We start from the raw sequence: 26416 nt of genomic DNA, 5'->3' as shown, positions 1-26416 counted from the left end.
CATCACCTACCTATAAATTGTCGGGCAATGCGTTCATATATTTGTACCGCCTGTTCAACTTGAGCAATCTCGACAAATTCATCAGGCGCATGTGCCTGATCCAAACTGCCGGGTCCCAGTATGATCGTTGGAATGCCGGCAATTGTGACTAGCTTGCTCATATCGCAGCCCGCCCTGAAACCATGCGGTGTTTGTGGTTTCCCCACTACATGTTCAACCGCTTCAAGGCCGGTACCAACAATCCTGTGCGTTGCCAATGTTTCGGAAGGAATGGTCGCCACCACAACTTCAATAGGGTCCAGCGTAAGCTCGGGTATTGATATTTTCAACGCATTCAGGATATCTTCTAGCTCGCTATCCGCATCCGCATGTGTTTCACCAGGAATCAACCGACGGTCAATGATGATTTCTGAATAGTTAGGAATCGTATTTTGACGAGTTCCACCGTGTATCATCGTTACTACCGCACTGCCTGGTCCAAGCCGTGCATGGGGAGTAAGCGATAGTTTATCGTTCAGTTTCTCATACGCCACAATAAATTTTGATGAATGGATGATTGCATTGATGCCAAGCTCCGGCTGTCCTGAATGTGCAGCACGTCCACGGAAACGTAACTTCCGCATATAGGTGCCTTTATGCGCAATGGCAACATCCAACCCAGTAGGCTCGCCTACAACCGCACCATTCGCTTGAATTCCTTGCTGAACCAAGTGGAGCGAACCGAGACCCCCGGATTCTTCCCCCATCACTGCGGTAAGAACTAACTTGCCGTTCAGGTTACTCGGATCGTTTGCGATGTTTTCCAAAGCGGCCATCATACTAACTAGACTTCCTTTGGCATCACTAGCCCCCACGCCATAGAGCTTGCCTTCATCCAGACTTAACCTCGGCTCAAAAGGCGGACTTGACCACACTTGTCCCTTGGGAGAATTAACATCCATATGGGTATTGAAAACGAGACATGGACCAGGACCGTAATCCAGTGTAATGATCACATTGTCCTTTCCAGGTTCGACCGTTTGCCGTACGACTTGTGCACCGAAGCTCTTCGCCCATTCCTCCAACCAATCAGCTACCTCAGCAACTTCGCCAGGCGGATTCGGGGTAGGATGCGATATGCATGTCATTAATGCTTTAATTACAGGGCTTGGTTGCTGCACGATATCATCTCCACCCTTGTAGTCTACTTCCATAAATCGGTCAAAAGCTTGTTTAAATCATCGAAGTTCGCGTTCAATTTTAATTCCGATTCCGCTATTGCCTGTTGAATGACTGACGGCTGCTTCAAGCCGCTTCCGGTAATGACGCATACGACACAATCATCCGGCTTAACAAGGCCATTGGACACAGCCCTCTTTAACGCCGCAAGCGAGGCGGCAGAAGCAGGTTCAGCACATATCCCTTCGTTGCCCAGCCACTGCACTGCTTCGATAATCTCCTCATTGGTCACAGCCACCGCAAACCCGCCTGAATCATAAACAGCATTCAGCACCCGGCGCCCTCCTTGAATCGGAGCATCGGCCGCAATACTCTGAGCAATCGTTTGGGTAGGATCACCATGTTTCTCTGCATGTCTTGCTCCGTGCTTGAACGCTTGGACAATCGGCCCCGTAGCACTCGGCTGCACAGCAACCATCTTGGGGAGTGAATCGATCCACCCCAATTGCTTCAACTCACTAAATCCTTTCCAAGCTCCCCAAATACCTCCGCCTGTACCAACGGGGTGAATCATCACGTCTGGAGCCTTCCAGCCCAATGCCTGACTGATTTCGTAAGCATAGCTCTTCATTGCTTCGTGCCTTGTCGGATTAATAAAGTTCACAAACTGATATAAACCTAGATCCCTCACCGCTTGCTCAAGCATGGCTGAAATATCCTCCATACTTTCAAAATGTAAAGTAGCCGTATGAGCTCCATACAAACCGATTATCGCTTTCTTGATCGGGTTGGCTAAATATTCAACCAGAACAGTTGCATCTAGTCCCGCTCGACTTGCGTACGCCGCAAACGAAGCTCCCGCATTGCCGGAGCTGTAAGTCAGTCCCCGTGATATTCCTAATTCCTTGGCAAAACTAACTGCCAAACTAAAACCACGATCCTTAAAGCTGCCTGTAGGCATCAACGCATCATTTTTAAAATACAGCTTGGACAGTCCCAGCTTACTTCCGGCGTATACAGATGGTAGCAGCGGTGTGCCGCCTTCACCCATTGTTACAACATTAGCACCATCCTGCAGGGGGTAAAATTCATGCCAACGCCACATGGAGGGCTCGCGAGAATCAAATAGCTTCGGCTGCAGTTCACGCTTCATACGGTCCAAATCATACTGAATTTCCAGCAGCCCGCCGCAGCTTGGGCATGTATTTAAAGGTTGCAGCAATTCAAATATCTCTGTGCAATTATCACAGGCATAATGGGTTGCATAAGACCAAGTCATCTGCTTTCTTCCTCCTTAAAGCTTTCTCTCCGAAAGCGCTGCTTAACTTCTTCTTTAACGCCCTTTGGCTTTCGGATTCAGTTTATCTCTCCAAATATCACCCAAGATATTAATGGATAACACAATTAGCATAATGGACACGCCCGGAAATACAGAAATCCACCAAGCTGATTCCATATACAGCTGCCCTTGATTTAGCATGTTACCCCAGCTGGGTACACTGACAGGAACACCAAGTCCAAGGAAGCTCAGTGAAGATTCCGCAATAATAGCAGACGCCACTTGGAACGTAGCAATGGTAATAACAGGCGAAAAAATATTCGGAAGTATATGCCGAAAGAGCAAACGGAAGTCACTAACGCCAATCGTTTGCGCTGCGACGACGAAATCACTGGATCGTATGCTCAAAACCTCTGAACGAATAACCCTTGCGTAGGGCACCCAGCCCGTAATACCAAGTACAATGATCAAATTATTCAAGCCGCCACCTATGACTGCTACGATAGCAAGCGCCAATAAAATCGTAGGAAAAGCCAATTGGATGTCTGCGATCCTCATCATGACGTGATCCAATGCGTTGTAGAATCCAGATAACAAGCCTATGATCGTTCCCAACACACCTGATATTACGACCGCTGCCACACCTACCAGGATTGAAACTTGACTACCATAAATAATTCGGCTTAATAAGTCCCGTCCCATATTATCCGTGCCCAGCCAATAGCCATCTTCGGAGCCGCTGAGCCAAAACGGCGGTTTGAAACGCATTAATAAGTCCTGTACATTCGGATCATGCGGCGACAATTTTGTTGCCGTCACCGCCATAATTAGAAAGCCTCCAAGCACACACATCGATAACCAATTAAACAGACTGCCATATTTCCCGTTCACGATTCGTTTTAACGTAAGTATCCCCCCTATTTATATTGGATACGAGGATCAACAAGCGAATAACAGATATCAACAATCAAATTAACCAGTACAAAAATAGCAGCCAAAATGATGATTGCTCCCTGAACCAAAGGATAATCGCGGTTATAAATGGATTGCACCAGCAGTTGTCCGACACCTGGCCAAGCAAACACAGTCTCTGTTACTACGGATCCTCCCAATAATGCTCCAATCTCCAAACCGACAATTGTAATGATCGGTAGCAGACAATTGCGTAAAGCATGTTTCGAAATGACAACTACTGCAACCAACCCTTTGGCTCTGGCTGTACGAATATAATCAGAATCGAGAGCTTCAATTAACGATGCCCTTAATAATCTAGCAACCAGTGCCAATAGATGAATGCCAAGTGCAAAGGCAGGCAGCACGATGTGACTGAACCCGCCAATACCTCCAGTCGGGAATATTCTCCAATGCACGGAGAACAGTAAGACCAGCAGAATCCCTACCCAGAAAACAGGCATGGATTGACCAAATACAATTAACGACATAATGCCTTTTTCGATCACGGTCCCCCGTTTAATGGCCGAAATAATACCGGCAGGAATAGCAACGACAAGAGAGAATAGCAAGGCTGCTCCGGCGAGTTGTATCGTCGCCGGCATCCTTTCAATAATAAGTTGTAACGTATGTTCACCATAACGCAGCGAAACTCCAAAATTTAAATGCAGCAGGTTCATCAGATAAATGCCATACTGCTCAATGACTGGTTTATCCATGCCTAGCGAATGCCGTAGTGCTTGCGCCTGTTCAACCGTAGCATCAGGAGTCAGCATAATGGCTACCGGATCACCGGTTAACCTAGTAATTAGAAATACGACCGTCGCTACCCCGAATAACACGAATATGGCGTAAAAGCAGCGACGCAGTATATAAGATAGCAATAGATATCACCTCCGCAGCAGACAAATCATTTAATGGACGCTTTGTACATGGACAAGATGCCGACCGGATTCGGTTTCCATTCGATATTGTTGCGGATTCCGTAAAGGCCATTTGTTTGATATAAATAGACGAATGGAGCATCTTCTTTCAAAATCGTTTGCAACTTCGTGAAAGCCGCTTGTCGCTTTTGTGGGTCGATGGTTTGCTCTTCTTCATCGATCAGCTTATCAATCTCAGGGTTAGGATATCTGTTGTAACGTCTGTCACTCTTAAGATACGATTGAAAATTACTCATCGCGTCCATGGTCCAGCCTGTATTACCGATAAAATACATAGGTGAAGTCTTTTTAGCTACCAAATTAGCCGTCAAGGTTTTGCTGTCCATTAAGTTGAGCTGCACCTTAACCCCTATTTTCTCCAGCTGGGCCGCAATAACTTGAACGTTGTTTGCTTCCAGATTATCTGCATCCAGCGTGATAGCGAATCCTTGTGGATAACCAGCTGTCGCCAGCAACTGCTTGGCTTTCTCAATGTTGTATTCGTATGGAGTGATAGCCGGGTCATATCCGAAGTTTTCCTTAGGAATTAGCGTAGAGGCGCGTGCAGCATTACCGTCCAATACGGTTTTAATGATCGTATTCACATCGATGGCATAATTGAGTGCCTGACGAACTTCCTTCTTAGCCAAAGGTCCTGCTTTTGTATCCAACGAAATATAGAATGTTCGAATACCAGGACTCGAAACAACTTTAAGTTCTGTTTGACTTTTCAGCTGTGTAGCCACATCGGGCTTGATGCCTGATGCAATATCCACTTCACCGGCTCTTATTGCAGCCGCCATATTGGAAGGATTCGGAATTATTTTGAAGACTAGTTTTTTGAATTTGGCAGCTCCCTGCCAGTAGTCGGCATTGGCTTCCATCGTGATTTGACTATCTTTTTGCCAAGAAACAAATTTGAATGGACCTGTACCCACAGGATTTTTCGCGAAATTCTCATCGCCTTTTTCCTTAATGTACTGCGGAGGGACCATCGTTCCGCCGAACAATGTCATCTTGTTAGGGAGTATCGGATCGGGACCATCGGTAATAATTTTGACAGTTTTGGCATCAACAACGATAACCTCTTTAACGGTTTTCAGCTCAACAATCGGTGATTTCGTTTCGGGATTATTAAGACGATCAATACTGAATTTCACAGCATCTGCATTGAACGGCTCCCCATTATGAAATTTCACACCTTCTCTAAGCTTAAATTCCCAAGTCGTATCGTTCAGTGCCTTCCATTCGGTAGCTAGTGCTGGAGCCAATTTGTTATTCTCATCACGTGTTACTAGCGTATCAAACATGTTAATAAGAATGCCCATATCCGGTATTTTACCTTGCTTTTGAGGGTCCAGTGTTCCCGCGTCAATTTCTTGCGCAACCGTTAACGTATCCTTAGCTGGTTTGGATGATACGCTACCAGCTCCTTTGTCAGCAGGAGCAGAGGAGCTGCCATTTGAGTTCGTACAAGCCGATAAAACGATTATCAAACACATGGCTGCCAGTAAAAGCTTTATTTTCACAATAATTCCTCCCCGAATGGTCTTACTGAATTTGCTGATCCTACTGCGTCTTACATGCCGTATATATACCTGCAGTTATCACTGCGGAAGGCTTAATGAATTGTTCAGGTACAAGTATATTTCCTTGTGAATCGCGATAATCGCGCCCATCCGGCCGCTGACCATCAACCCGAAATAAAGTAGCTCGATCCAAACTTCCATTAAGATTACACCAATCGTTCAGCTGTAGAATCTGTGATGGTGCAGTCGTTACTGAGGCAATGACCTTCTCGAGCGGCATTCCGCAAGCCAGCAATTTGGTCATTGTTGTTGACAGGTCATAAACTGGACCTCGGATATTGCGAATATGTACATCTGTGCTAATCGTATCCGGAGCGAATCCGGCAGCTATGGCATTACGGCATACCTCATTATTGAAGCTTGCCGCACCATGACCCACATCCAGCTTAACGCCTCGATCGATGGCTCTCAGGAGCGCCTTTCCCGGCTTGCCATCTTTAAGCCATGGATTTCCTATTTTTGCATGAAAGCAATGGGTAATAACATCTCCTTCGTCCAAAAGATCCAATACACCATCAATGAGAGGCGGCGCTTCACCGATATGTACCATAACCGGCACGCCAGCCTCGAGAGCTGCAAGCTTGGCCAGTTGAAGCGGTTGAAGTCCCATCGATCCAACAATAGCACCGCTTGAACGAACTTTGACACCACAGACGAAGTCTCGATTATCGATGATAGCTTTTACCGTTTTATCTACATGGATATAGTCTAAAGTCGCAACTTCTCTGAGGTGAACCAGACCAATTGAGCTGATGTTGAGCCACGCTTTAACTTCCGTCTGGAAGGCAGGAGCTACATACTTCTGCAGCCCAGGCAAAGTCGCTTCGCCAGCACTCCCTGCATCAACAACCAAATGAACGCCGGTCTCAATTCCTACTTCATCAGCTGTTACACTGAGGTTAGCGACACCATCATATACGTGTGCATGGAGATCGATCCATCCGGGACTCAAATAAAATTCAGGCTCCTGTGAGGAAAGGTCAGGGATCGAACGATCTAGTCGATAGCCTTCAGCCGTCTTCTTCAGCAATGCCATGTATGTCTGTTGGTGCAAAGGGTCTATAACTTTTACAAGAATCTGATCTTTCATGACTGTACACCTGCCGTCTCATATAAATGACAAGCTGCGGAATGTCCTGGGACTATTTCTTGCAGCTGTGGCCTTACTGATTGACAAACCTCCATAACCTGCGGGCAGCGTGTATGAAAGGGACAACCTTGCGGGGGATTAGCGGGACTCGGCACTTCGCCTTGTAAGATTATTTTCTCCCGTTTAACTCCTCTCTTCGTATTTGGCGAAGAAGATAACAGCGCCTTCGTATACGGATGGAGCGGCCCTTGGTACAAGCTATCCTTGTCTCCGATCTCCACCAAATGCCCTAGATACATGACACCCACACGATTGCTAATGTGCTTGACTACAGATAGATTATGAGAAATAAACATATAAGAAAGGTTAAATTCTTTCTTCAATTCGGTCATTAGATTAAGAATCTGCGCCTGAATGGATACATCCAGAGCCGAGACCGCTTCATCTGCCACAATTAGCTTAGGGCTTAGTGACAATGCCCGTGCAATGCCGATCCGCTGCCGCTGCCCACCAGAAAACTCATGCGGATATTTATGTAAATCCTTCTGACGTAAACCAACCAGATCAATTAATTGATTGACCTTCTCGGAAGCTTCACTCCTGTTCATTATGCCGTTTATAAGCAGTGGCTCTGCTATAATGTCGGCAACGTTCATCTTAGGATTCAAGGATGCATAAGGATCCTGAAATACCATTTGGAAGTTTCGACGCGTGCGGCGAAGATTCTTACCGTGCATCTTGGTGATGTCCTGCTGATCGAATAAAATGGTTCCTTCCGTCGGTTCAAGAACACGCATAATCATTCGACCCAAGGTCGATTTCCCACAGCCTGATTCCCCAACAATACCAAGCGTTTCGCCATATCCGATTTGAAATGAAACGTCATCTATCGCCTTCACATGTCCGATTGTTCGGCGTATGAGTCCAGCTTGGATCGGATAATATTTTTTGAGATTAGAAACTTCTAATAGCTGATCGCTCATTATATCTATCCTTTCTGTTAGATTAAATCACACCTAGCAAACTGGCCGGGCTTCACTTCGCGAAGCTCAGGCATTTTTTGTATACAGGAAGGCTGTGTCCATTCGCATCGTTCCGCGAATCGGCATCCTGCTGGATACTTGGATGAATCCGGTACCGTACCCGGAATTGAATACAGCATCTCTGTTTCTTCATCCAGCGAGGGAATGGATTTCAACAGTGCTTGGGAATACGGATGAAGCGGATCCTCAAACAATGAATCGGCTGATGCACTTTCAACCACTTGGCCCGCATACATAACAACTACGTGATCCGCGATTTCAGCTACTACACCCAAATCATGGGTGATCATCATCACCGAGGTATCGAATTCATCACGCATGCGCTTCATTAGCTCAAGCACCTGGGCTTGAATCGTCACATCAAGAGCCGTTGTAGGCTCGTCTGCGATCAATAGCTTAGGCTCGCATATCATCGCCATGCCGATCATTACACGTTGGCGCATGCCACCGGAGAATTGATGCGGGTATTCCTTCACAATATCCGCCGCCCTTGCTACACCAACGAATTCAAGCATTTTGATGACTAATTCCAGCGCTTGCTGCTTCGTTATTTTACGGTGTCTGAGAAGAACCTCGGACATCTGATCGCCAATTGTTAACACCGGGTTCAGCGATGTCATCGGTTCCTGGAAAATCATCGAAATATCATTTCCCCTAATCGACGATAGTTGATTCTCCGTCAACTCAAGTAAATTTTGACCACCAAACCAAATTTCCCCGTTTACCACACGTCCATGCGGTCTTGGAACCAACCCCATAATGGATAAAGACGTCATACTCTTCCCGCAACCAGATTCCCCGACGATACAAACAATTTGCTTCGGATAAATCGTGAGATCAATACCATCAACAGCATGTACCTCGACCTCACCCTTGACAAAATAGGTTTTTAAATTCTCAACCGATAGTAGTGGCTGAACCATCAAGTGCCTCCTTTATCCATCATTCACCATAATCCTTACCGAACCTCATCCACCTCGGCGATATTAAGATGCCGTGTAAACGGCATTCGTGCAATTAAATGAAAAATTTTTAGATCATCTAATTTTTTTTCTTTTTCATTACTATAGACAAAAAAAATATAACCGTCAATGGTTTTTTCTGAAGAAAGCCCTTCCATTCTTATTTAATCTAACACAAACATCACATAAAGTTCACTTAGATAATGATCAATACTAGAATGATTGTTTTTTGCCTTAATTATGTTAGGTTTCATGCCATTTATTTTCGAATTAACTATAAAACCCCAACCAACTTATGTGAAGTTGATTGGGGTTCATCATTTAAAACTTATTTTACACGGACCTCATCGAGTAAGTTGTACAGTGTAAATTTAGAGATATCCAAAAACTGGCACACCTTATCTCCGGCCTTCTTAATAAGGAAAGCTCCTCGTTTATCCAGAAATTGAACAGCTTTCTTCTTATCCTCTTTTCCCATGTGGGAAACTGGTATTCCTATTTCGTTATGGCACTGCTGAAGCAAGTATTCCAGTAAATCACTTACATCGTTGACGAATACTTCTTCTGTTTCTTGATCTATGCTGTGCATTGTAATCGATTTAAGTGCTTTTTCAGCCATAATCAAATCAGAAATATCCATATTTATGCAAATAGCCCCGATGGTCTGCTCATCTTTATTTTTGAGGTAAATAGATGTTGATCGCAGGATTTTGCCATCTTTCGTCTGCGTGACATAGTTGTAGCGATCACCGTCTTTGTCAGTGCCTCGCAGCACCTCCAGCCCAAGATTGCTCCCACAGTCGCCGACTCTTCTTCCGGTAATGTGAGAGTTCTCTATACCTACAATCGTATGCTCGTAATCACCAGTCAAATCATGAAGCACCACTTCACATTTATCCCCAAATTGAGTTGCAATTCCTTTGATGATTTGCTTCAAGAACCCTAGTTCATCGTTTATGTGTTCCAATCCTATCACTCACCTTAAAAAAAATAATATGTCATGAAAAATTTTTATTTATGCATATTCTAAACGCATTCTTGCCATTTAGCAATATCATTCCTGCAAACAAAGAAATATTTCATGAAATGCCAACTGAGGATAGGAACATTCTCCCCGTCTTTTTACTTCTTATACGACACCTTCTCCGTAAAAGGCTTTATTTCATCCACTTCAAAATTGTTTCCAACTCATCAGTAAGATAGAATTCCAAGCAATTCAGAGGGTTTTGTAAGTTTTTTGAAGTCTTTCATTCTTTCACTTATGTTTGTAGGAACAAACCATGTAGCCTGGTAAGCCAACATTCCGGCCTTGGTAGCACCATCCAAAAGTAAAGAGCATAGCAAAAAATCGCTATGCTCTTATATAGGGATATCTACTACTATGAAATTAATTCATGTCGGCTATAGATACCCAACGCCCTGTCTGAGCGGATTTCTGCACAGCTTCGAGCACAATTTGATTTTTTAGACCATCTTCAAAATTGGGGGTAGGATTCGTGTTATTGGCGATGCCATTCATCAGTTCTGTGAACAGATTTATAAACGTATGCTCATAGCCGATAATATGGGCAGGTGGCCAGTAAGCTCCCGCATACGGATGAATCTCTTCCTGGCAATTAATGTAACGGAAGCCTTGCATGCCAGGTTCGTCTTCGGCGGAATAATATTGCAGCGTATTCATCTGCTCCATATCCCAACGGATCGAACCCTTCTCGCCATTGATCTCGAAGCGGTTCCCGTTGCGGTTTCCACCAGCAAACCTCGTAGCTTCAAATACGCCGACAGCTCCATTCTCAAAGCGGGCCATGAAGATGGATGCATCGTCCACATCAACAACGCCAAGCTCTCCTCCCTTGACATTAGCACTTAAGCCGCCACTCATTTCTCCAATCGGCCGCTCCTTGATGAAGGTTTCCATCATCCCGTTCACTTCCTTGAATTCCCCTACCAGAAAGCGAGCAAGGTCAAGCGAGTGGGCAGCGAGATCTCCATGCGAACCGGAACCACAAATCTCTTTTTTCAAACGCCAAACCAAAGGGAATTTCGGGTCCATAATCCAGTCTTGCAGGTAATTCGCTCTAATGTGATGGATTTTCCCTAGTCTTCCTTCATCAATCAGCTTCTTCGCGTACTGAACCGCCGGAACAAAACGATAATTGTGGCAAATCATATGAATGACTCCCGCTTTATTCACTGCCTCCAGCATCGTTTTCGCTTCTTCCACACTCATGGCAAGCGGTTTCTCGCACAAAATATGCTTACCGGCTTGTGCAGCGGCTATTGCGATTTCCGCATGAGCATTATTCGGAGCGCCGATATCGATCAAATCAATATCATCTCGTTCGATCAGTTTGCGCCAATCCGTTTCGTAGGATGCCCAGCCTAGCTTCTGCGCTGCCGACTTCACACCTGCCTCGTCGCGTCCGCAGATCGCCTGCATCACCGGCACCCCGTCAGTGTCAAAATAAAAAGGGACATCCCTGTAGGCGTGTGAATGGGCCTTGCCCATGAATTTATAGCCGATCATACCAATACGAATTCGCTTTTTTTCCATCGTCATACATCCTCCTCGGATAGTCTGATAGGAATACGATTGTTTGTTAATTTAGAAGTCCACTCAGAAGGAGGAATCAGATCAACAACTGCTTTAATTGTTATATTGTCAAAATCAATATTCGGCACTTCTTCAATAGACAGCCGGTTTGTTTGAAGCATCCCGAGCATGCCGGGATATTGCTTTTCAATGTCACGAAGACGATTGATCGCCGTTTCAAAATCGTGATGCGACGCGTTAACAGATCCGATGACACATTTATTTTTAATAACCATTTCTCGATAAATATGATCACTAGGAAGCTCTAGACGACCGTTGCCCGGGGTAACGCCAAGAAGCGCCAGGATCCCGTTATTGTTTAGCAGGGGAATTGCTTCATACCCAAGAGGGGCGTGCCCACTACATTCCCAAATCATATCGAAGCTTTTGCCCAATTGCTTCAAGTACTCCGTCAGTCCGGAAAAAAAAGTTCCGTCAGTGGAGGAATCGGCTTGCTGGTAATGCCCGCCGATGCTACGGATGATAGTCGCGTTCATGCTCTCAGTGTCCGATTTGGACCATACATACGTATCAAGTCCCATAGCTCTGCATGTCAAAGCCGCCAAAATGCCGAGCGGACCAGAGCCCGTAATTAGCACGGTTCGCGGCTGCCAAATCATGCGCTTTTGAATCATCATCGTCTGGTTCCATACCTTCTCCACAATACTTTGCGGTTCTACCAAAACGCCATATGACATGCACTCATTGGGAACTCTGACGATGTATTTAGCATTCTCTACAACATACTCACATAGAAAGCCATCAGCCCTAGCAATTCCACGCTCTGTATAATTGCCGGTTTGACAAAAGTCCTGCCGTTCATTACGACAATTAGCGCATTCTTCTTCACCGCATGGTCTTCTTACCAACGCCGTTACAAGATCTCCCGGGGAAAATCCAGATTCCACGCTTGATTCCGCGACAATACCTAGCAGTTCGTGCCCGATAACCATTTCCGACTTGCCGTTAGGGTATCTCGCAAAGTTGTCAACGATGATTTCCCGGTCAGTTCCATCGATTCCAACGCAGAGCACCCGTATGACTACGTCCTCAGGGCCAGTCACACTAGGCCTTGGGACATTCTCCATGGCAACTTTCACTCGGGATTCTTCATCTCTAATTGTAATCGCTCTCAAAACCATCACTCCTTAAGTCCCATTATATATGGAGTTAAAATGATTATTGATTATAGATGGATCACTTGACCGCCATTCGCCGCGCTCTTCCAGGCTGCTTCCGTTAAACGCGCAATCTTCAAACCACAGCTAGAGGGCGCAGCAGCTTCATTGACTCTTCCGAGAATGAGATCAACAAAATCTCGATTGGGATCACTGGAAGCCGGAAGAACTTCTGATACTTCGACAAGCTCTCTTTGGCCCTCTTTGGCGACGAATAGGCTATTATTGCGGAACAATACGGTACCCTTTGCGCAGTGAATAGATACGTCCTCATGCCAACCTATACTGGCGCTTCCGACAACATTGAATGTCGCAATGGCACCTTCCCGAAAGCGAACAGTGACGGCTGAGTCGATATCGACTTGTGTGCCACGGTTGTCAATGAAAGCAGTCACACTTTCCGGTTCGAGACCTGTCACCCAAAGCACAACGTCAAGAAGATGGCTTCCGGAGTCATTCAACTGCCCGCCGCACGATAATGCAGGGTTTTGCCTCCACGTACCTGTCGTACCCTTTAGCCAACTTTGTGCCTGATAGGCGCAAATGAAATTGATTTCCCCAAGTTCTCCGCTTTGGATCAAGTCGTGCATATAGATGTACGGCCCCATCAGGTGACGCTGGTAGGCAACTGCTAGATGCTTGTTGACATTAGCTGCATGGGCAATGATAGATTCCGCGTTTTCGGAGCCGTCGACAAAGGGCTTTTCCATCAGTACATGCAGTCCACCGTCCAAGCATGCTATCCCTTGTTCATAGTGCATGCTATGAGGAGAAACAATAATGGCAGCATCGGCATTTGCCTGTGAGATAGCCTCCCGGTAGTCCGAATACACCGATATGCTCTTCAACTCGGGAAATCTCTCCTTCACTTGTTCGACTGCTGCAACTGATGGATCTGCCAACGCGACAATTTCAGCTTCCGGTAATTGAAGTAATCTTCGAATGTGCTCTCTTCCCATTCCACCTACGCCAATCATTAAGAAACGAACTTTTTCCATGTCATATCCCTCCACAAAAATATAGTAAAAGTCTTTCATTAATTGCTAATTTGATAAGTATGGGTTATCGATTTCAATCCGATCTTAGCGACTTCCAATGGGCTCTTCGTACCCCAATCTTCCACAAACAATTCCAACGACAAATGCCCTCTATATCCGATATCGTATAGTGTGCGTGCAAGTTGTTGCGAAGGCGCACAGCCAGCGCCAGGAAGGACGCGATCCTGATCGGATATCACATCTCTTGCCAGCACTTCGGGATAATCGTTCACATGCACGATGCCTATCCGCTCCCCGTTCAAGCAGGAGAGGCTTTCTATGCTGCTTCCGCCCGTATACATATGAAACGGATCCAGCAAAATTTGCGCATCAGGCACGCCGCTTTCCATCGCCACATACACCGCTTCGCTTAAACGGGACAATTTGGGCGCCCTGCCCCAGAATTCCAAATACGGCTTGATCCCGATCTGGCGGGCTAATTCCGCAAGCTTGGCAAAACTTTCTGCCATGCTTTCAAGAGAAACATGCTGCACATGACCGAAAGGAGGAGTGGCTACTGCCACACAGCCAAGTTCCGCTAGCATCGCCATTTCCTTCTCCGCTTGCACGAACGCCAGTTTTCTTACCTCTTCGTTTTCATCTGGCCATGCAATAAAAGAGATCGCATTAACAACCGTTATACCTGTGTCCGAGATGTACCTCTTCAATTGTTGGATCGTACTTCCGTTTGCCAAATAGACCTCCAGATCTCTGACCCACAATTCCACGCCGTCATAGCCGGATTCGGCAGCAATTTGAACCTGATCTTTAACGTCTAGATTGAAAGGAAACAAGGTTGACGCATTAAGCGCTGTTTTAAATGGAAATATCGTAACTTTTCCCCTCCTGTGATGAAAATTACTCGTTAAGTACAAGGTATTATAAATACTGATCCGACAGACCCCTTATCTTGAAAAAATATTGTGCATTTGGGGGGTTGTACAAAAAGAAGGAGAGCAAGCTTCCACCCTCCCCCTCATATTCTAACGATAACACTGTAATAGAAACCAGTTGCTCTCATTGTATCCGTTTTCATTTATATCCCGAAAGAAGGTAATTTTTGTTTTTAGTGTGTTATTTTTGTATGTTTAGATCTAGATAAAATTTATTTGCCATGAGACTCCGAAACGGTCATTCAGCCAACCAAACTTTTTACTGAACCCATAATTACTTAATGACATTAGCGCTTGTCCACCTTCGAGAAGTTTCCCATAAAGCTCATCAATTTCTTCCTCCGTATGACAAGAAACGTAGATCGAGAACGAAGGTGTAAATGTAAATTTATGTTTGACATAACTATCAATACACATAAACTCTTGCTTTTTTAATGTGAAAGTAGCCTGCATGACGGTTCCTTCTTCTCCAATGTTCATTAGCTCCATACCGAACAATGCTTGTGATTTCAGAATCCTCAATAAGCGAAGTATACCAGTTCATCGCTTCTTCAGCCTTGCCATCTTGAAACATTAAGAAAGGAATTACCTTGTCCATGATATGCTCCTCCTTTTAATTTTTCACTTTATATTATATCCTATCCTTAATCAAACAGCCTTATATAACAGAAGACCTAACTACTTTGGTATTTTTTTCACCAGCAGAACACTCAAATAAATAACCGCTGGAACTCGGATCGCCTATAGTATTGGAAAAAAACCTTGGGGACATGGCCCCAAGGCAATACGCGAAACTAACTCAATTAGAGGTTACTTATTTCTTCCCTGTCGACATCGACGCTACAATTTGCATAAGAGATGCGTTATCGACATCTTGTTCCGCATACAACTCATACGTAACAGCGGCTCGTCTCTCGTTTTCCTTTTTCACCATGAAAATAACTAATTCACGAAAGCGACAAAGATTTATGACAGAATCATGAGTGTTTGTTGAAGCTAGGCACATGAGCGCCACCTATATGATAACCTAAACCTATAGAAGGTAATTACCTGAAAGGGTGTGTTAGCGACATGCAAATACAAGGCAATACGGTTAGCATCCAAAGTGCTCCAATTTCGATCACGAAGGTATTATTCGAAACGATTAAGATTGGGATTATTAAGTCAAACCTCATCGCAATGATCGCAGGGCTTAGTATGGCGTTGTTCGTACATCGAATACCGCTATTCGATAAAATCGGTAACATGACATTAGCACTAATCGGATCTTCTTTGGTGATTGGAGCGGCCGGTATCTTTAATAATTTATACGACCGGGATATCGACCGCCTTATGGAACGGACGAAAAACAGGCCAACGGTTTCTGGCATAATAGATATTAGGAGCGGACTGATCATTGGTATTTGGATCGCGATCGGCGGCCTAGTGGCACTCTATATTGCATCGCCGCTATCTGCTTTCGTAGGCTTTCTGGGGCTATTCTTATATGTCGTGCCTTATACCATGTGGACAAAACGTAGAACAATCTATAATACGGAGGTTGGGAGCTTATCTGGAGCGATTCCTCCGCTCATCGGTTGGTCTGCAATCTCACCGGATATTCTACATCCCCATGCTGTTGCGCTGTTTCTCTTGATGCTTATTTGGCAGATGCCTCATTTCTACGCAATCGGGATTAGGCGCATGGAGGAATACCGGGCGGCTAACATACCGATGCTGCCGGTCGTCAAGGGTATTCGTCGAACTTATGTGCAGATGAACGTGTATCTGGTTGCACTGTTCCTAGTCAGCTTCTTGTTCTGGTCCTTTAATCCGTACATCGCCGTAGCTAATGCGCTACTGAGCCTGGTCTGGTTGATTCTGAGCATCAGCGGATATCAACGGAAGCAGGAGAACAAGTGGGCCCGTTCGATGTTCATTTTCTCGCTTAATCACATCACAGTGCTTCTAATGATGATTGTCTGCTACTCCCTAGGTGCTCCATTGTTAGGGTATTGATAACAGGATGGCTGGGGGAACACCGGCCATTCTTCTCCCCAACAAAATACAAGAGCTCAGCGTTACCCATTCGTTGGTAATGCTGAGCTCTATTTGTTTGCAGATTTTCTCTTCTATTTACGCTTCCTCCTGATGTTTAATCATATTGCATGCTATCTATTAGGATGCCGTGTGACAAAGTCACGGTTTGATAGTATCGAACCTGCTATTATAGTAGCTGTATATACAACAGAAATTTCGCAAGAAGGAGTAACTATGGTTGATTTTGAATGGTATCGAAGTTTTATCTGCATATTTAAACATAATTCCGTTTCGTTAGCCGCTAAAGCACGGATTATGACGCAACCGGCGTTAAGCCAGCATCTCGCCTCCCTTGAAGCCGAAGTTGGTGAACAGCTATTCACTCGTACAACGCGAAAGCTCATTCCAACTGAACGAGGAAAACAACTGTATTCACTTCTCGCGCCTTATATCGATATGTTAGAAGAAAAGACGCAGGAATTAAGAATAAATCCTTCCTCTACAACAAAAACCATTAAGATTGGTACAACTCAGGAATTGTTTACTGAGAAAATTATGGCACATCTATCTAAAATGAATTTGAATACGATCACCTATTTTCGCGATGCTGATGAATTATTGGAACTTCTGAGAGAAGATCGTGTAGATATCATCCTAACGAACATAAAGTCCACGACACCTGGTATTGAATATTTACCGCTTAAGGAAGAGGAGTTTGTTGTTGTTGCTCCATTCAAAACCGTTGTTCCTGATTTTACGCATTTAAAAGATATGGAGCAATGGCTGCTGCAACAACGTTGGATCAGCTATGATCTCGAACTTCCCCTTATTCGAAAGTATTGGAAAGAATTTTTCAAGGCAAGTCCCCAGATCATTCCGGTTCATGTCATTCCTAACCTGCATTTAATTTTGAGCGCGATTGTAGAAGGTGAAGGACTAAGTGTGCTTCCAACCTACATGCTGAATGATAATGAAGTGACAGAACCAAAATGGCGAATAGTTAGCGAACAGATGATTGTTCGTAACGAATTATTGGTTGGATTCAAATACAAGCATAAGCATCAGTCTTTCATCAATGAATTCTTACATTATATAAATGATTAAACTTAACGAGTGGTCTCTCAAAATGAATTGTATAACTGTTTATATTGTTTACCCCGAAGCCGCTATTCACTCATACAAATTACCCCCTCCAAAGGTACAAGAGAAATGCATAAACTTTATTAACAGGGATAGCATAAGACTAGTAGCTGTTAAGAAGATAAAAAGAGCAATAAAAAAGCGAAAGCCTTGAGATGCCAGGCTTTCGCTTTTTTCTAGGTTCAACTGCATCTACAATCCGAGTCGCTCGAATTGTTCTAACGGCGTATCCGCTTCGCGCATACTCTCTTTCAGCAGTCTAATCATACGCGCCTCCAATTCGGCGTCCTGAATCGAATGCTGCTGCTGATAATCTTTGGATAGATCATAAAGCTTCGTCTCCATGACTTGACTGTTCGTCGCATAAGACTCACCTTGCCGGCTCACGGGCACTTTAAACAAAGGAAATCGCGTATATGGCAAGAAACGGCCCGTTTCAATCAACTCTTGCACCTGATTGCCCAAATAAGAACGGAAGGTTGTCGGCATTGCCGTATACGTAAAACACGGATGATTATCTGCTGCTCGTGGAGCTCTCATATAGGTATAGTTGCCGTCTGTTACATTCACCGCCATGCCGTGATAACCATAGATCGCCGCATTGCGGACCTTGTCCATTCGGCCCTCAAGAAGTCCCCTTAATGAATGACCCTTCACTTGATCCGGAATCGCCACATTCATGTAATCAAGGATCGTTGGCATTACATCGATGTTTTGCGTGAGCGCACGGATTCGTGTACCGTTATGCTCGCTGCCAGGGACGTGAATCATCATGGGAATATGTGCGAGCTCGTTGAACACATGCATCTGGTTTTTACCCATTTTCTTGTGCTCACCCAATAAGAAGCCGTGATCCGTTGTGAAAATAAGCAGGGTATCCTCCCATAACGCCAAACGGTCCATCGTGTCCAGCAGCTTGCCAAGCCAATGATCAATCATGGTAAGATTAGCTGCATATCGTTTGCGTACATGCGCAACCGCCTCTTCCGGCACATCTACATCCCCGTAATTAGGCCAATTATAAAGAGGCCCCTTGTAATCATCTTGATACAGATCCAGATAATGCTTCGGGCAATCGAAAGGTTCATGGGGATCGAAGGCTTCTACCATCAGGAAATAATTGTCCTCCTCGCTATTGCGCTCCAGCCAGTCGCAAGCAGCTCGCATCGTTCGCGGACCAGCATAATCCTCCTCTTGCAGGAACCTCTTCCGGTTTCGTTCATACTGAGTTCTGACCCTACCGTAATGCTCTTCCGGTACTTCCGGCTCGCTTACGGTTGAATGCCAAGGATCGTCCTCCTGTCCGCGATGAAAGTCCCATGTCGTAAAGGATTGGCAGTAATTTTCCCCGCCGGTAGCGAAATAATGGTAGTGATCGGTTACGATATGGCTGAAAACCCCGCCTTTCCGCAGGACATTTGGCAACGTTTCATCGAACGGCTCAATACCACCCCAACCTTTTTCCAGAAAAGCAGTTCTTCCCGTCAAGAGGTCTCTTCGCGCTGGCATGCAGGGCAGTGATCCTGACCAATGCTGATCGAAAACAACGGATTTCTCTGCAAGTCGTTCGATATTCGGGGTCTTGACCCAATCCCCTCCATACGTTGGCAGCAGATGCCGATTGAGCGTATCCAAAAGCACGACAATTGTATTCATAGCAACCTCCCCTCCAAGATTCCTTTAGATAAATTCGTCATTTTAAGCTTTAAGACCTGTGGTTACAATACCTTGTACGAAATATTTTTGGGCAAACAGGAACAGAAGCATAAGCGGGAGTACAACAAGCGTCGTTGCCGCCATTAATAAATTCCACTCCACACTGGTTTCCCCGCGAAACATCGTCAAGCCCAGCTGTACGGTTCTCATCTGCTCCGAGTTCGTCATAATAAGCGGCCACATATAATCATTCCAGGTCGCCGTTGTTTTGAAAATGCCCAGTGTAGCTAGTACCGGCTTACTTAAAGGCAGATAGATTTGGTAAAACACCCGCAAGGTGGATGCTCCATCAATTTGTGCTGCCTCATCCAAGGCCCTTGGAAACGTAAGGAAAAACTGACGGCATAGAAAGATACCGAACGAGCCTGCCACAAACGGAAAAATCAATCCGGCATAACTGTTTATTAATCCGATGCCTCCCGCTCCGAATAGATCGTTGCCTCCGGCTAACGGAAACATTTTCATCATAAGGAAGGTTGGAATCATGGTTACTTGCGAAGGCACCATAATACCGATTAGTACGGAAAAGAACAGGATGTCTCTTCCAGGAAACCGCAGTCTAGCAAAAGCGTAGCCAGCCATCGAGTTTAGTACAAGACTAGCAATCACCGTAATCACTGTCACAACAAAAGAATTATAGAAATAACGGAGCCACTCCCCTTTGGACATGGCAAGCACATAATTCTGAAACATCCATTTATGTGGAATAAATGAGAATGTAGGTGATTGTATTTCTCCCATTGTCTTGAAGGAGGTAACCACCATGAGCATGAATGGAAAAAGCATCAGCAGAGCAACCGCAAGCATAATGGTCGATAGTAGGATTGTGATGCCCATCTTACTTTTCAAGCGAAATCCCTCCTTTCCTTCTCTTAGTCCACATCTAGATCATCACCTTGATTACCGTATTTGAAATTGACGATTGTAATCACAAGCGTAATGGCAAACAGCACCATAGCCATCGCCGATGCATACCCCATCTGGAAATCTTGGAAACCACGCAAATAAATTTGGTGCACAACGGTAGTCGTCGAACCCATTGGCCCGCCGTTCGTCAGAATATTCACTTGCTCGAAAACCATGAAGGAGTTAATACACGTCATAACAAGGATAAAAAAGGTCGTAGGCTTGAGCATCGGAAAGGTAACCGACCAGAACTGCCTTAGTTTGGAGGCTCCATCCATATGTGCCGCCTCATATAAACTAGAGGGAATCGATTGCAATCCCGCCAAATAAATAATCATCGTATATCCAAGTGATTTCCAGATGCTCATGATCACAATAGCGAGCATGGCTGTTTTGGGATCATACAACCACTGGACCGGATCGAGGCCAACTGTTTTGAACACGCGGTTCATAATCCCCAGTGAAGGGTCATAAATCCAGAGCCAAATCATAGACACAGCCACCATGGATGTTACGTTAGGCACATAGATACTGGCTCTAGCAAATACCTTGCCGAAGATTCCTCCATTCAGCAGAACAGCCAGAACGAGTCCAAGCGCAATTTGAGGCAGTATCGTCCAGAATGCGTACACTAGGGTGTTCGCCATAGCTTTGGCGAACATGCCGTCATGCAGCAATCGCGAATAATTTTGCAGACCAATAAAAGAAGGGCTGCTATAGAAGTTATAATTTGTAAAACTATAATAGAAGCTAATCAATAGTGGAATAAAAATAAAGGCAAAGTAAATGACATACCCAGGAGCAATCATGGCATATCCGGCATAATCGTAACGCAATCTGCGGAGCGATTTATATCGGCCTAAGCCTCCTTGGGCACCTGTCGTTGCAGTCGGCTTCATGGGAAACCACCTCGTTTCATCAGGTTGAACGTAAATCGCCTGCCCGTAGACTGCAAGCAATCTTCACGCAGGCGATTCAGATCCTATTTGGAAATTAGATTTGGAAGCTCCTTGGTCAACTGAGCCGCAGCATCCTTCATCGCTTGCTCCCCTGTTTTCTTCCCATAATAGGCTTCTTCTAGATTTAGGCTAATAAACTCATACATCTTGCCGGAATACGTCACTTTCGCAGCGCCTTGTCCATACGTCACGGCATCGAAGATTGCACCATTCATGACTGGATTTTCTTTAATATAATCGTCTTTCAAAGACTTCCTGACGACAGGAGTCCCCAATTCCTTATATCTGGCCCATGTCTCTTCCTTGGCCATGACAGTCTGCATAAATTCAAAGGCCAGGTCTTTCTGTTTGCTTTGTGAGCTCATGAACAACAAACGCATGCCAGCGAAGGTAGACTTCATTTTCCGAGAAATCGGACCTGATACACCAATTTGCCCATTGAGCTCAGGATGATCCTTCTGTAAATTCGTGAACGCAGCAGGGCTATCATAGGCTATCGCCGCTTTTCCGTTCGGGAACAGATTCTCATTGGATTTCGTTGAATCGTTCGGAATCGTAATTCCCTTTTTCACCATATCGATTAAGTATTGTGTAGCCTCAATGGATTCTGGGGAATCAAATAATGGTGTGTTATTCTCCGCATCAATAATTTTGCCGCCATTTTGCAGAACAAAGGATTGCCATAACGTCCATCCGGTCGCCGTCGGAATACCGAAACCCGCCATCGTTGTTGTCGCTCCATCCTTCTTTGTCAGCTTTTCCGCATATTGGGTCAGTTCATCCCAATTGGCCGGCGGCTTCTCAGGGTCCAGTCCCGCTGCTTTGAAAAGATCCTTACGCCACAGCAGAACCCTTGGATCTGGGATGAAACCTATGCCGTACAGCTTCCCTTTGTAGGTACCCGTATCTACGACACTTTCCAGCATATCGCTTTTATCAGCCCATTTGCTTGTGTAAGCATCCAATGGCTCATATTGTCCCAAATTAGCCCGCTGCGCCAAGGATGCCAGTGTGTAAGACAACACATCCGGCGACGTTCCGCTAGCATAAGCGGCATTCAGTTTCGTTTCCATATCTGAACCGAAAGGAACTTCGCTATACGCCACTTTCACCCCTTGATGTTTCGTCTCAAAATCGCTGATCACACGTTTCCAATACGCATTTTCCGCAGGATCCGTACCGGCTCTCCAGAAAGTGAGCGTTTTGCTTCCGCCGCCTGCTCCATCGCTCTTCTTGTTTAGCTGCTCCGTACTGCTGCTGCAACCGCTGAGCAGGATACTGGCCGACAGGATAAGCCCGATCCCCCCGGCAACCCATTGCTTTTTCATAATCGAAAGCCTCCCCTTGTGGTTCATCTATCTAACAACTTCATTATAAGAAATCGGGAATGGGTGATAGTGAAACTGGTTTCCGTTCTTTTGGAACAAATGCATGCTTCTCGAATCAGTCGTACTGAGCTTCACAGATCTTATACAAAATTATTCCTTTGATATGCAAAAATAATCCGATAGGAACTTAGGTGCACAAAAAAACACCGCATTCAAGCGATGTCCAGCGAGCTTAAGCTCTATTATGTAGCTCCATGTATTCAGATGGGGAGATTCCTGTGTATTTTTTAAACAACTTGATAAAATAACTAGCGTTCGCGTAGCCCACTTGCACGGCTGTCTCCGAAACTTTCAGCGTTTTTGTACGCAATAAGTTCATAGCCTGCTCTAACCTTACTTGCATCAAGTACTCGTTGAAATTCATCCCCGTTTCTTTTTTGAAAAGCTCACTGAAATAGTTGCGGCTCAGGTGAACATGGTCGGCCACTTGCTGAAGCGAGAGCTCCTCTGAAAAGTGTCTTTGAATAAAATCACAAGCATTCTGTACAGCCTCTCCATATTTGCGCCGATGCAGTTCAATCCACTGCACAATCGTATCCACCATTTGCTCCGTCCAACCTCTGAGCTCCCGAAAAGTTTTCAGCCTCAGCACCTCCATGTGCGCTTCGCTATACAACAGATCAAGTTTCGTCGCTGGCACCTGATAGGCTCTTGCTTTATTTACCATGGCATAAGTTAGCTCAAGCGATAGCGCCCTGGCCTGTTTAGCGTTCAGTGCTTTTTGCTCCGTCATGTCGTTCATGAATTGCTTGCAAGCTTCCGAAACCTCTCGAATTTGGCCCAAATCCAAGAAACGATGAAAGGTATCAGGCACAGGGATTGTATCAGCTTGACCATTAGAAATCGGAGGCTGAGCATACACAATGCTGCGATCCTCATAAAATAAAGGCAAATGTAGCGCCTCTAATGCCTCTCTTGCTTGCTCCGGCAGGAAGGAAAGTCGGCTGTAAGTCGTACTGATGCTTATCGCCGAATGTAAACCAATGAATTTCCGCAAATTTTCCGCTACACGATTAGCCAACAGCAGTAAAGACTCCCTTTGAGATTTCATACTCGTGCTCTTGATATTAACCAGGAGCATCACCACATTTTCCTCATAGAGAAAAGAGCATCCATTGCCAGCTTCATTCATCAATGTCTCATTGACAATATTGGTTACCGCGAGAATTCGCAAATCTTCCTCTTGAATTTTCAGCTCCGAGCTCTGAAGATCGCCTAACGCAAGTACCGTCAAGTTCCTCTCTGTCAGTCCAGTGCCGAACAGCACCATTTTATCGTGAAAATCATTCAACTCCTGTTGATTTCCTTGCAGAAGCTCCTTGAAATATGCTGTGCGAAGTGCCAGTTGGTTTTGATTCAACAGACTGCGCAGGGAGTTGATTTCGACCAGCTTGCTGTGGTCCAGTTCAATATCCTTCCCAATCTTTTGCAGCACCTCGCCTAGGCCCTGAAGCGTAATTTCTGCTTTAAGAATGTATTCGCTTGCTCCGAATTTGAGCGCCTCGGCGGCGAACTGAAACTCATTATAGGAGCTGAAAATAACGGCCCGAATTCTCGGCATTTCCTGCTTCAAACTCTTAATCAGTTCAATACCGTTCATACCTGGCATTTTGACATCCGTCACGACCAAATCAACGGTATGCGACCAGCAAAAATCTATCGCTTCTAGACCATTTGCGGCTTCTCCGGCAATGCGGTTAGGCTCGCCTAGCTTGGCAACGGTCATTTGAAACCACTCCCGAAAAATCGGTTCGTCATCAACAATGAGAATATTCATCTTGCATTCGTCTCCTTCCACTTATACCACGCTGGTATAAGAACCATTACCTTCGTTCCTACTCCCACTTCTGATTCCACCGTTAGTCCATATTTCGAGCCGTAGTACAGCTGGATTCGTTCATGTACATTCCGCAAGCCCCCACGATGGGCTGCTTGTCCATCCCCAGCATACTCATCTAAGAACACGCCAGCTTTACTGGTTGATTCCATTCCTACACCGTCATCCCTGATTTCAAACAGGATATCTCCATCTTGCATGTCCCCTTTGATCCAAAGCGTTCTCTTCCCGAGCTTCGGCTCCAGCCCATGAAAAATCGCGTTCTCGACAAGCGGCTGCAGGATTAACTTGATCGTTTTGAACGGCATAATCTCGTCATGAAATTCATACTGAACCTCCAGCTTTTCACCCTGCCGGATTTGCTGGATGTACATATAATTGTGCAGCATACTGATTTCCTCTTCGATCGGTATTAACTCATCATGCTTGGAGATCGATTGCTTCAGCAGCTTAACCAAAGCCACTATAACGGAATCGACTTTGTCAATGCTGTGCTTATGAAGCATGAATCGTATCGAGGTTAGCGTGTTATACAGAAAATGCGGATTAATTTGCGATTGCAGCGCCTGAAGCTCGGCATGCCTCTTTTGCTGCTGCTCAACCGTAATCCCTTGCATCAACTCATTCAATCTAGCGACCATCTGATTAAACTTACGCGTTAACAAACCAATTTCATCTTCCTGATGAATCGGAGTACGAACGGACAGATCCCCAGTCTCTACGCGAGTGAAATCGCGATACAGCCGTTTGATCGGTATAGCGAGTCGTTTGGCCATCACATAAGAGGCCCCGATGGCAAGTAGGACAACGATAATAAAAACAATAGAGACTATTAGTTGTATTCGATTTAAGCTGCTAAGAACAACTTTTGTCGGTGTATAAGAAACAAGTTTCCAACCGGTTTTGCCGATTGTCTGGAAAGAAATCAATTGCTCCGTATCATTCTCGCGGTCTACGAAATAACCCGACTCATACTGCTGAATTTTCCAGTAATAGGAACGGTCCTTTACATTCGTCAAGATCTTCCCGTCTGCCTGGGAGGAGATCACACGACCATCGTCACCGATGATCACAATCTCCCGCTGCTCGCCCAAAGCACTTTCATATAAACTCCTTATTGTGGTTGCGTTTACACTAATCATGACGAGACCCGTAGGAGCGCCAGTTTCAAAACGATTACTGATTCTTACGGCGTGAAAGGTGCTACGACCGTCCTCTGTCGCCATAAGTCCAGGGATCGGCTCCGTAATCCAGAGAATACGTCCCTTTGCCTCAGCAGCCATTCGGAACCAAGGTTCGTTTACAATATCTCGGATTCGGATATTCTTATTTAGCGGATTCGTGGACTGTTCCAGTCCGTTCAGGCCAAGAAGCGTAACATGATATTGGAGCTTTCCGAAGGAATAAATCGAATTCGTAAGCAGCCTGTCAAAAGCAGCACGAAGATGCGCTTCTTCATAGCTGTTTTCCGTAATTTCCGTCGTAAACGCATGGTTAATTTCGTCATTGAGATAGAACGTGTTAGAAACCGCGATCACATCATCCAGCAGCATATCTGTCTTCTCGGCAATTTGACCAAGTGTTTTGAGATTCGACTGACTCACTTGCGATTCTATCGAATTTTTGGAAATTTGCAGCGTAATGAACCCAAAGACACCGAGCGGAATAAGGATGAGGCATATTGTCGATATGAGAAACTTATTTTGAATGCTGCTTCGATGGATAAACCATTTTCTTAGCATCGGCGACCCCCTC

The 26416-nt window shown here is 45.2% G+C and carries 21 protein-coding genes and 1 pseudogene; 2 read left to right on the top strand and 20 right to left on the bottom strand.

Annotated features, from left to right (window positions below; all coding sequences use genetic code 11):
* Positions 1–2: 2 nt before the first annotated feature.
* The 14 genes and pseudogenes from AC58VC_RS17920 to AC58VC_RS17855 all read right to left on the bottom strand — a co-directional run bounded on the left by AC58VC_RS17920 (position 3) and on the right by AC58VC_RS17855 (position 15294).
* Positions 3–1160: a M20 family metallopeptidase gene (locus AC58VC_RS17920; RefSeq protein ID WP_497370148.1), complete on the bottom strand. Its 1158-nt coding sequence runs from the start codon at positions 1158–1160 to the stop codon at positions 3–5.
* Between the two features lie 23 nt (positions 1161–1183).
* Positions 1184–2437: a threonine synthase gene (locus AC58VC_RS17915; RefSeq protein WP_497370147.1), complete on the bottom strand. Its 1254-nt coding sequence runs from the start codon at positions 2435–2437 to the stop codon at positions 1184–1186.
* A gap of 54 nt (positions 2438–2491) precedes the next feature.
* Positions 2492–3328, bottom strand: coding sequence for an ABC transporter permease (locus AC58VC_RS17910; protein WP_497370146.1), 837 nt, complete (start codon positions 3326–3328; stop codon positions 2492–2494).
* 26 nt (positions 3329–3354) lie between these two features.
* Positions 3355–4272: an ABC transporter permease gene (locus tag AC58VC_RS17905; protein WP_497370144.1), complete on the bottom strand. Its 918-nt coding sequence runs from the start codon at positions 4270–4272 to the stop codon at positions 3355–3357.
* Positions 4273–4298: 26 nt separating this feature from the next.
* Entirely contained in the window at positions 4299–5840 is a 1542-nt protein-coding gene (locus AC58VC_RS17900) for an ABC transporter substrate-binding protein (RefSeq protein WP_497370143.1), read from the bottom strand.
* A 40-nt stretch (positions 5841–5880) separates the two neighbouring features.
* Positions 5881–6990 (bottom strand): amidohydrolase/deacetylase family metallohydrolase, encoded by a 1110-nt coding sequence (locus AC58VC_RS17895; RefSeq protein ID WP_497370142.1) that lies wholly within the window; start codon positions 6988–6990, stop codon positions 5881–5883.
* Positions 6987–7973 carry an ABC transporter ATP-binding protein gene (locus AC58VC_RS17890; protein ID WP_497370140.1) on the bottom strand — a complete coding sequence of 329 codons (987 nt, stop codon included), beginning with the start codon at positions 7971–7973 and terminating at the stop codon, positions 6987–6989. The genes AC58VC_RS17895 and AC58VC_RS17890 overlap by 4 nt, the downstream gene beginning before the upstream one ends.
* A gap of 17 nt (positions 7974–7990) precedes the next feature.
* Positions 7991–8956: an ABC transporter ATP-binding protein gene (locus AC58VC_RS17885; RefSeq protein WP_497370139.1), complete on the bottom strand. Its 966-nt coding sequence runs from the start codon at positions 8954–8956 to the stop codon at positions 7991–7993.
* Between the two features lie 367 nt (positions 8957–9323).
* Positions 9324–9962: a helix-turn-helix transcriptional regulator gene (locus AC58VC_RS17880; RefSeq protein ID WP_497370138.1), complete on the bottom strand. Its 639-nt coding sequence runs from the start codon at positions 9960–9962 to the stop codon at positions 9324–9326.
* Between the two features lie 420 nt (positions 9963–10382).
* Positions 10383–11549, bottom strand: coding sequence for a Gfo/Idh/MocA family protein (locus AC58VC_RS17875; RefSeq protein WP_497370136.1), 1167 nt, complete (start codon positions 11547–11549; stop codon positions 10383–10385).
* Positions 11550–11551: 2 nt separating this feature from the next.
* Positions 11552–12724: a glucose 1-dehydrogenase gene (locus tag AC58VC_RS17870; RefSeq protein WP_497370135.1), complete on the bottom strand. Its 1173-nt coding sequence runs from the start codon at positions 12722–12724 to the stop codon at positions 11552–11554.
* A 50-nt stretch (positions 12725–12774) separates the two neighbouring features.
* A complete protein-coding gene (locus AC58VC_RS17865; protein WP_497370134.1) occupies positions 12775–13764 on the bottom strand; it encodes a Gfo/Idh/MocA family protein in 990 nt (329 codons plus the stop codon).
* A 38-nt stretch (positions 13765–13802) separates the two neighbouring features.
* On the bottom strand, positions 13803–14597 hold the full coding sequence (locus AC58VC_RS17860; protein ID WP_497370133.1) for a sugar phosphate isomerase/epimerase family protein: 795 nt from the start codon (positions 14595–14597) through the stop codon (positions 13803–13805).
* A gap of 300 nt (positions 14598–14897) precedes the next feature.
* Positions 14898–15294 (bottom strand): annotated as a pseudogene (locus AC58VC_RS17855) (VOC family protein).
* Between the two features lie 473 nt (positions 15295–15767).
* On the opposite strand from AC58VC_RS17855, the gene cyoE reads away from it, so the two are divergent.
* Positions 15768–16694, top strand: coding sequence for a heme o synthase (gene cyoE, locus AC58VC_RS17850; RefSeq protein WP_497370131.1), 927 nt, complete (start codon positions 15768–15770; stop codon positions 16692–16694).
* A gap of 132 nt (positions 16695–16826) precedes the next feature.
* Positions 16827–17819, top strand: coding sequence for a LysR family transcriptional regulator (locus tag AC58VC_RS17845; RefSeq protein WP_497370130.1), 993 nt, complete (start codon positions 16827–16829; stop codon positions 17817–17819).
* Between the two features lie 228 nt (positions 17820–18047).
* On the opposite strand, the gene AC58VC_RS17840 is transcribed toward AC58VC_RS17845, so the two are convergent.
* The 6 genes from AC58VC_RS17840 to AC58VC_RS17815 form a co-directional block, all read right to left on the bottom strand.
* Positions 18048–19511 (bottom strand): sulfatase, encoded by a 1464-nt coding sequence (locus tag AC58VC_RS17840; RefSeq protein WP_497370128.1) that lies wholly within the window; start codon positions 19509–19511, stop codon positions 18048–18050.
* A 42-nt stretch (positions 19512–19553) separates the two neighbouring features.
* The gene (locus AC58VC_RS17835; protein WP_497370127.1) at positions 19554–20420 is read right to left on the bottom strand and encodes a carbohydrate ABC transporter permease; all 867 of its coding nucleotides are present in this window, start codon (positions 20418–20420) and stop codon (positions 19554–19556) included.
* Between the two features lie 23 nt (positions 20421–20443).
* A complete protein-coding gene (locus tag AC58VC_RS17830) occupies positions 20444–21376 on the bottom strand; it encodes a carbohydrate ABC transporter permease (RefSeq protein ID WP_497370126.1) in 933 nt (310 codons plus the stop codon).
* Between the two features lie 83 nt (positions 21377–21459).
* Complete coding sequence (locus AC58VC_RS17825) at positions 21460–22764, bottom strand: ABC transporter substrate-binding protein (RefSeq protein WP_497370125.1); 1305 nt, start codon at positions 22762–22764, stop codon at positions 21460–21462.
* A 232-nt stretch (positions 22765–22996) separates the two neighbouring features.
* Positions 22997–24601 (bottom strand): helix-turn-helix domain-containing protein, encoded by a 1605-nt coding sequence (locus AC58VC_RS17820; RefSeq protein ID WP_497370123.1) that lies wholly within the window; start codon positions 24599–24601, stop codon positions 22997–22999.
* A complete protein-coding gene (locus AC58VC_RS17815; protein WP_497370122.1) occupies positions 24598–26403 on the bottom strand; it encodes a cache domain-containing sensor histidine kinase in 1806 nt (601 codons plus the stop codon). Before AC58VC_RS17815 ends, AC58VC_RS17820 begins: the two co-directional genes overlap by 4 nt.
* Positions 26404–26416: the final 13 nt, after the last annotated feature.

It is taken from the genome of Paenibacillus sp. J22R67, from assembly GCF_059692175.1.
This window is presented reverse-complemented; position numbering and strand designations above follow the sequence as displayed.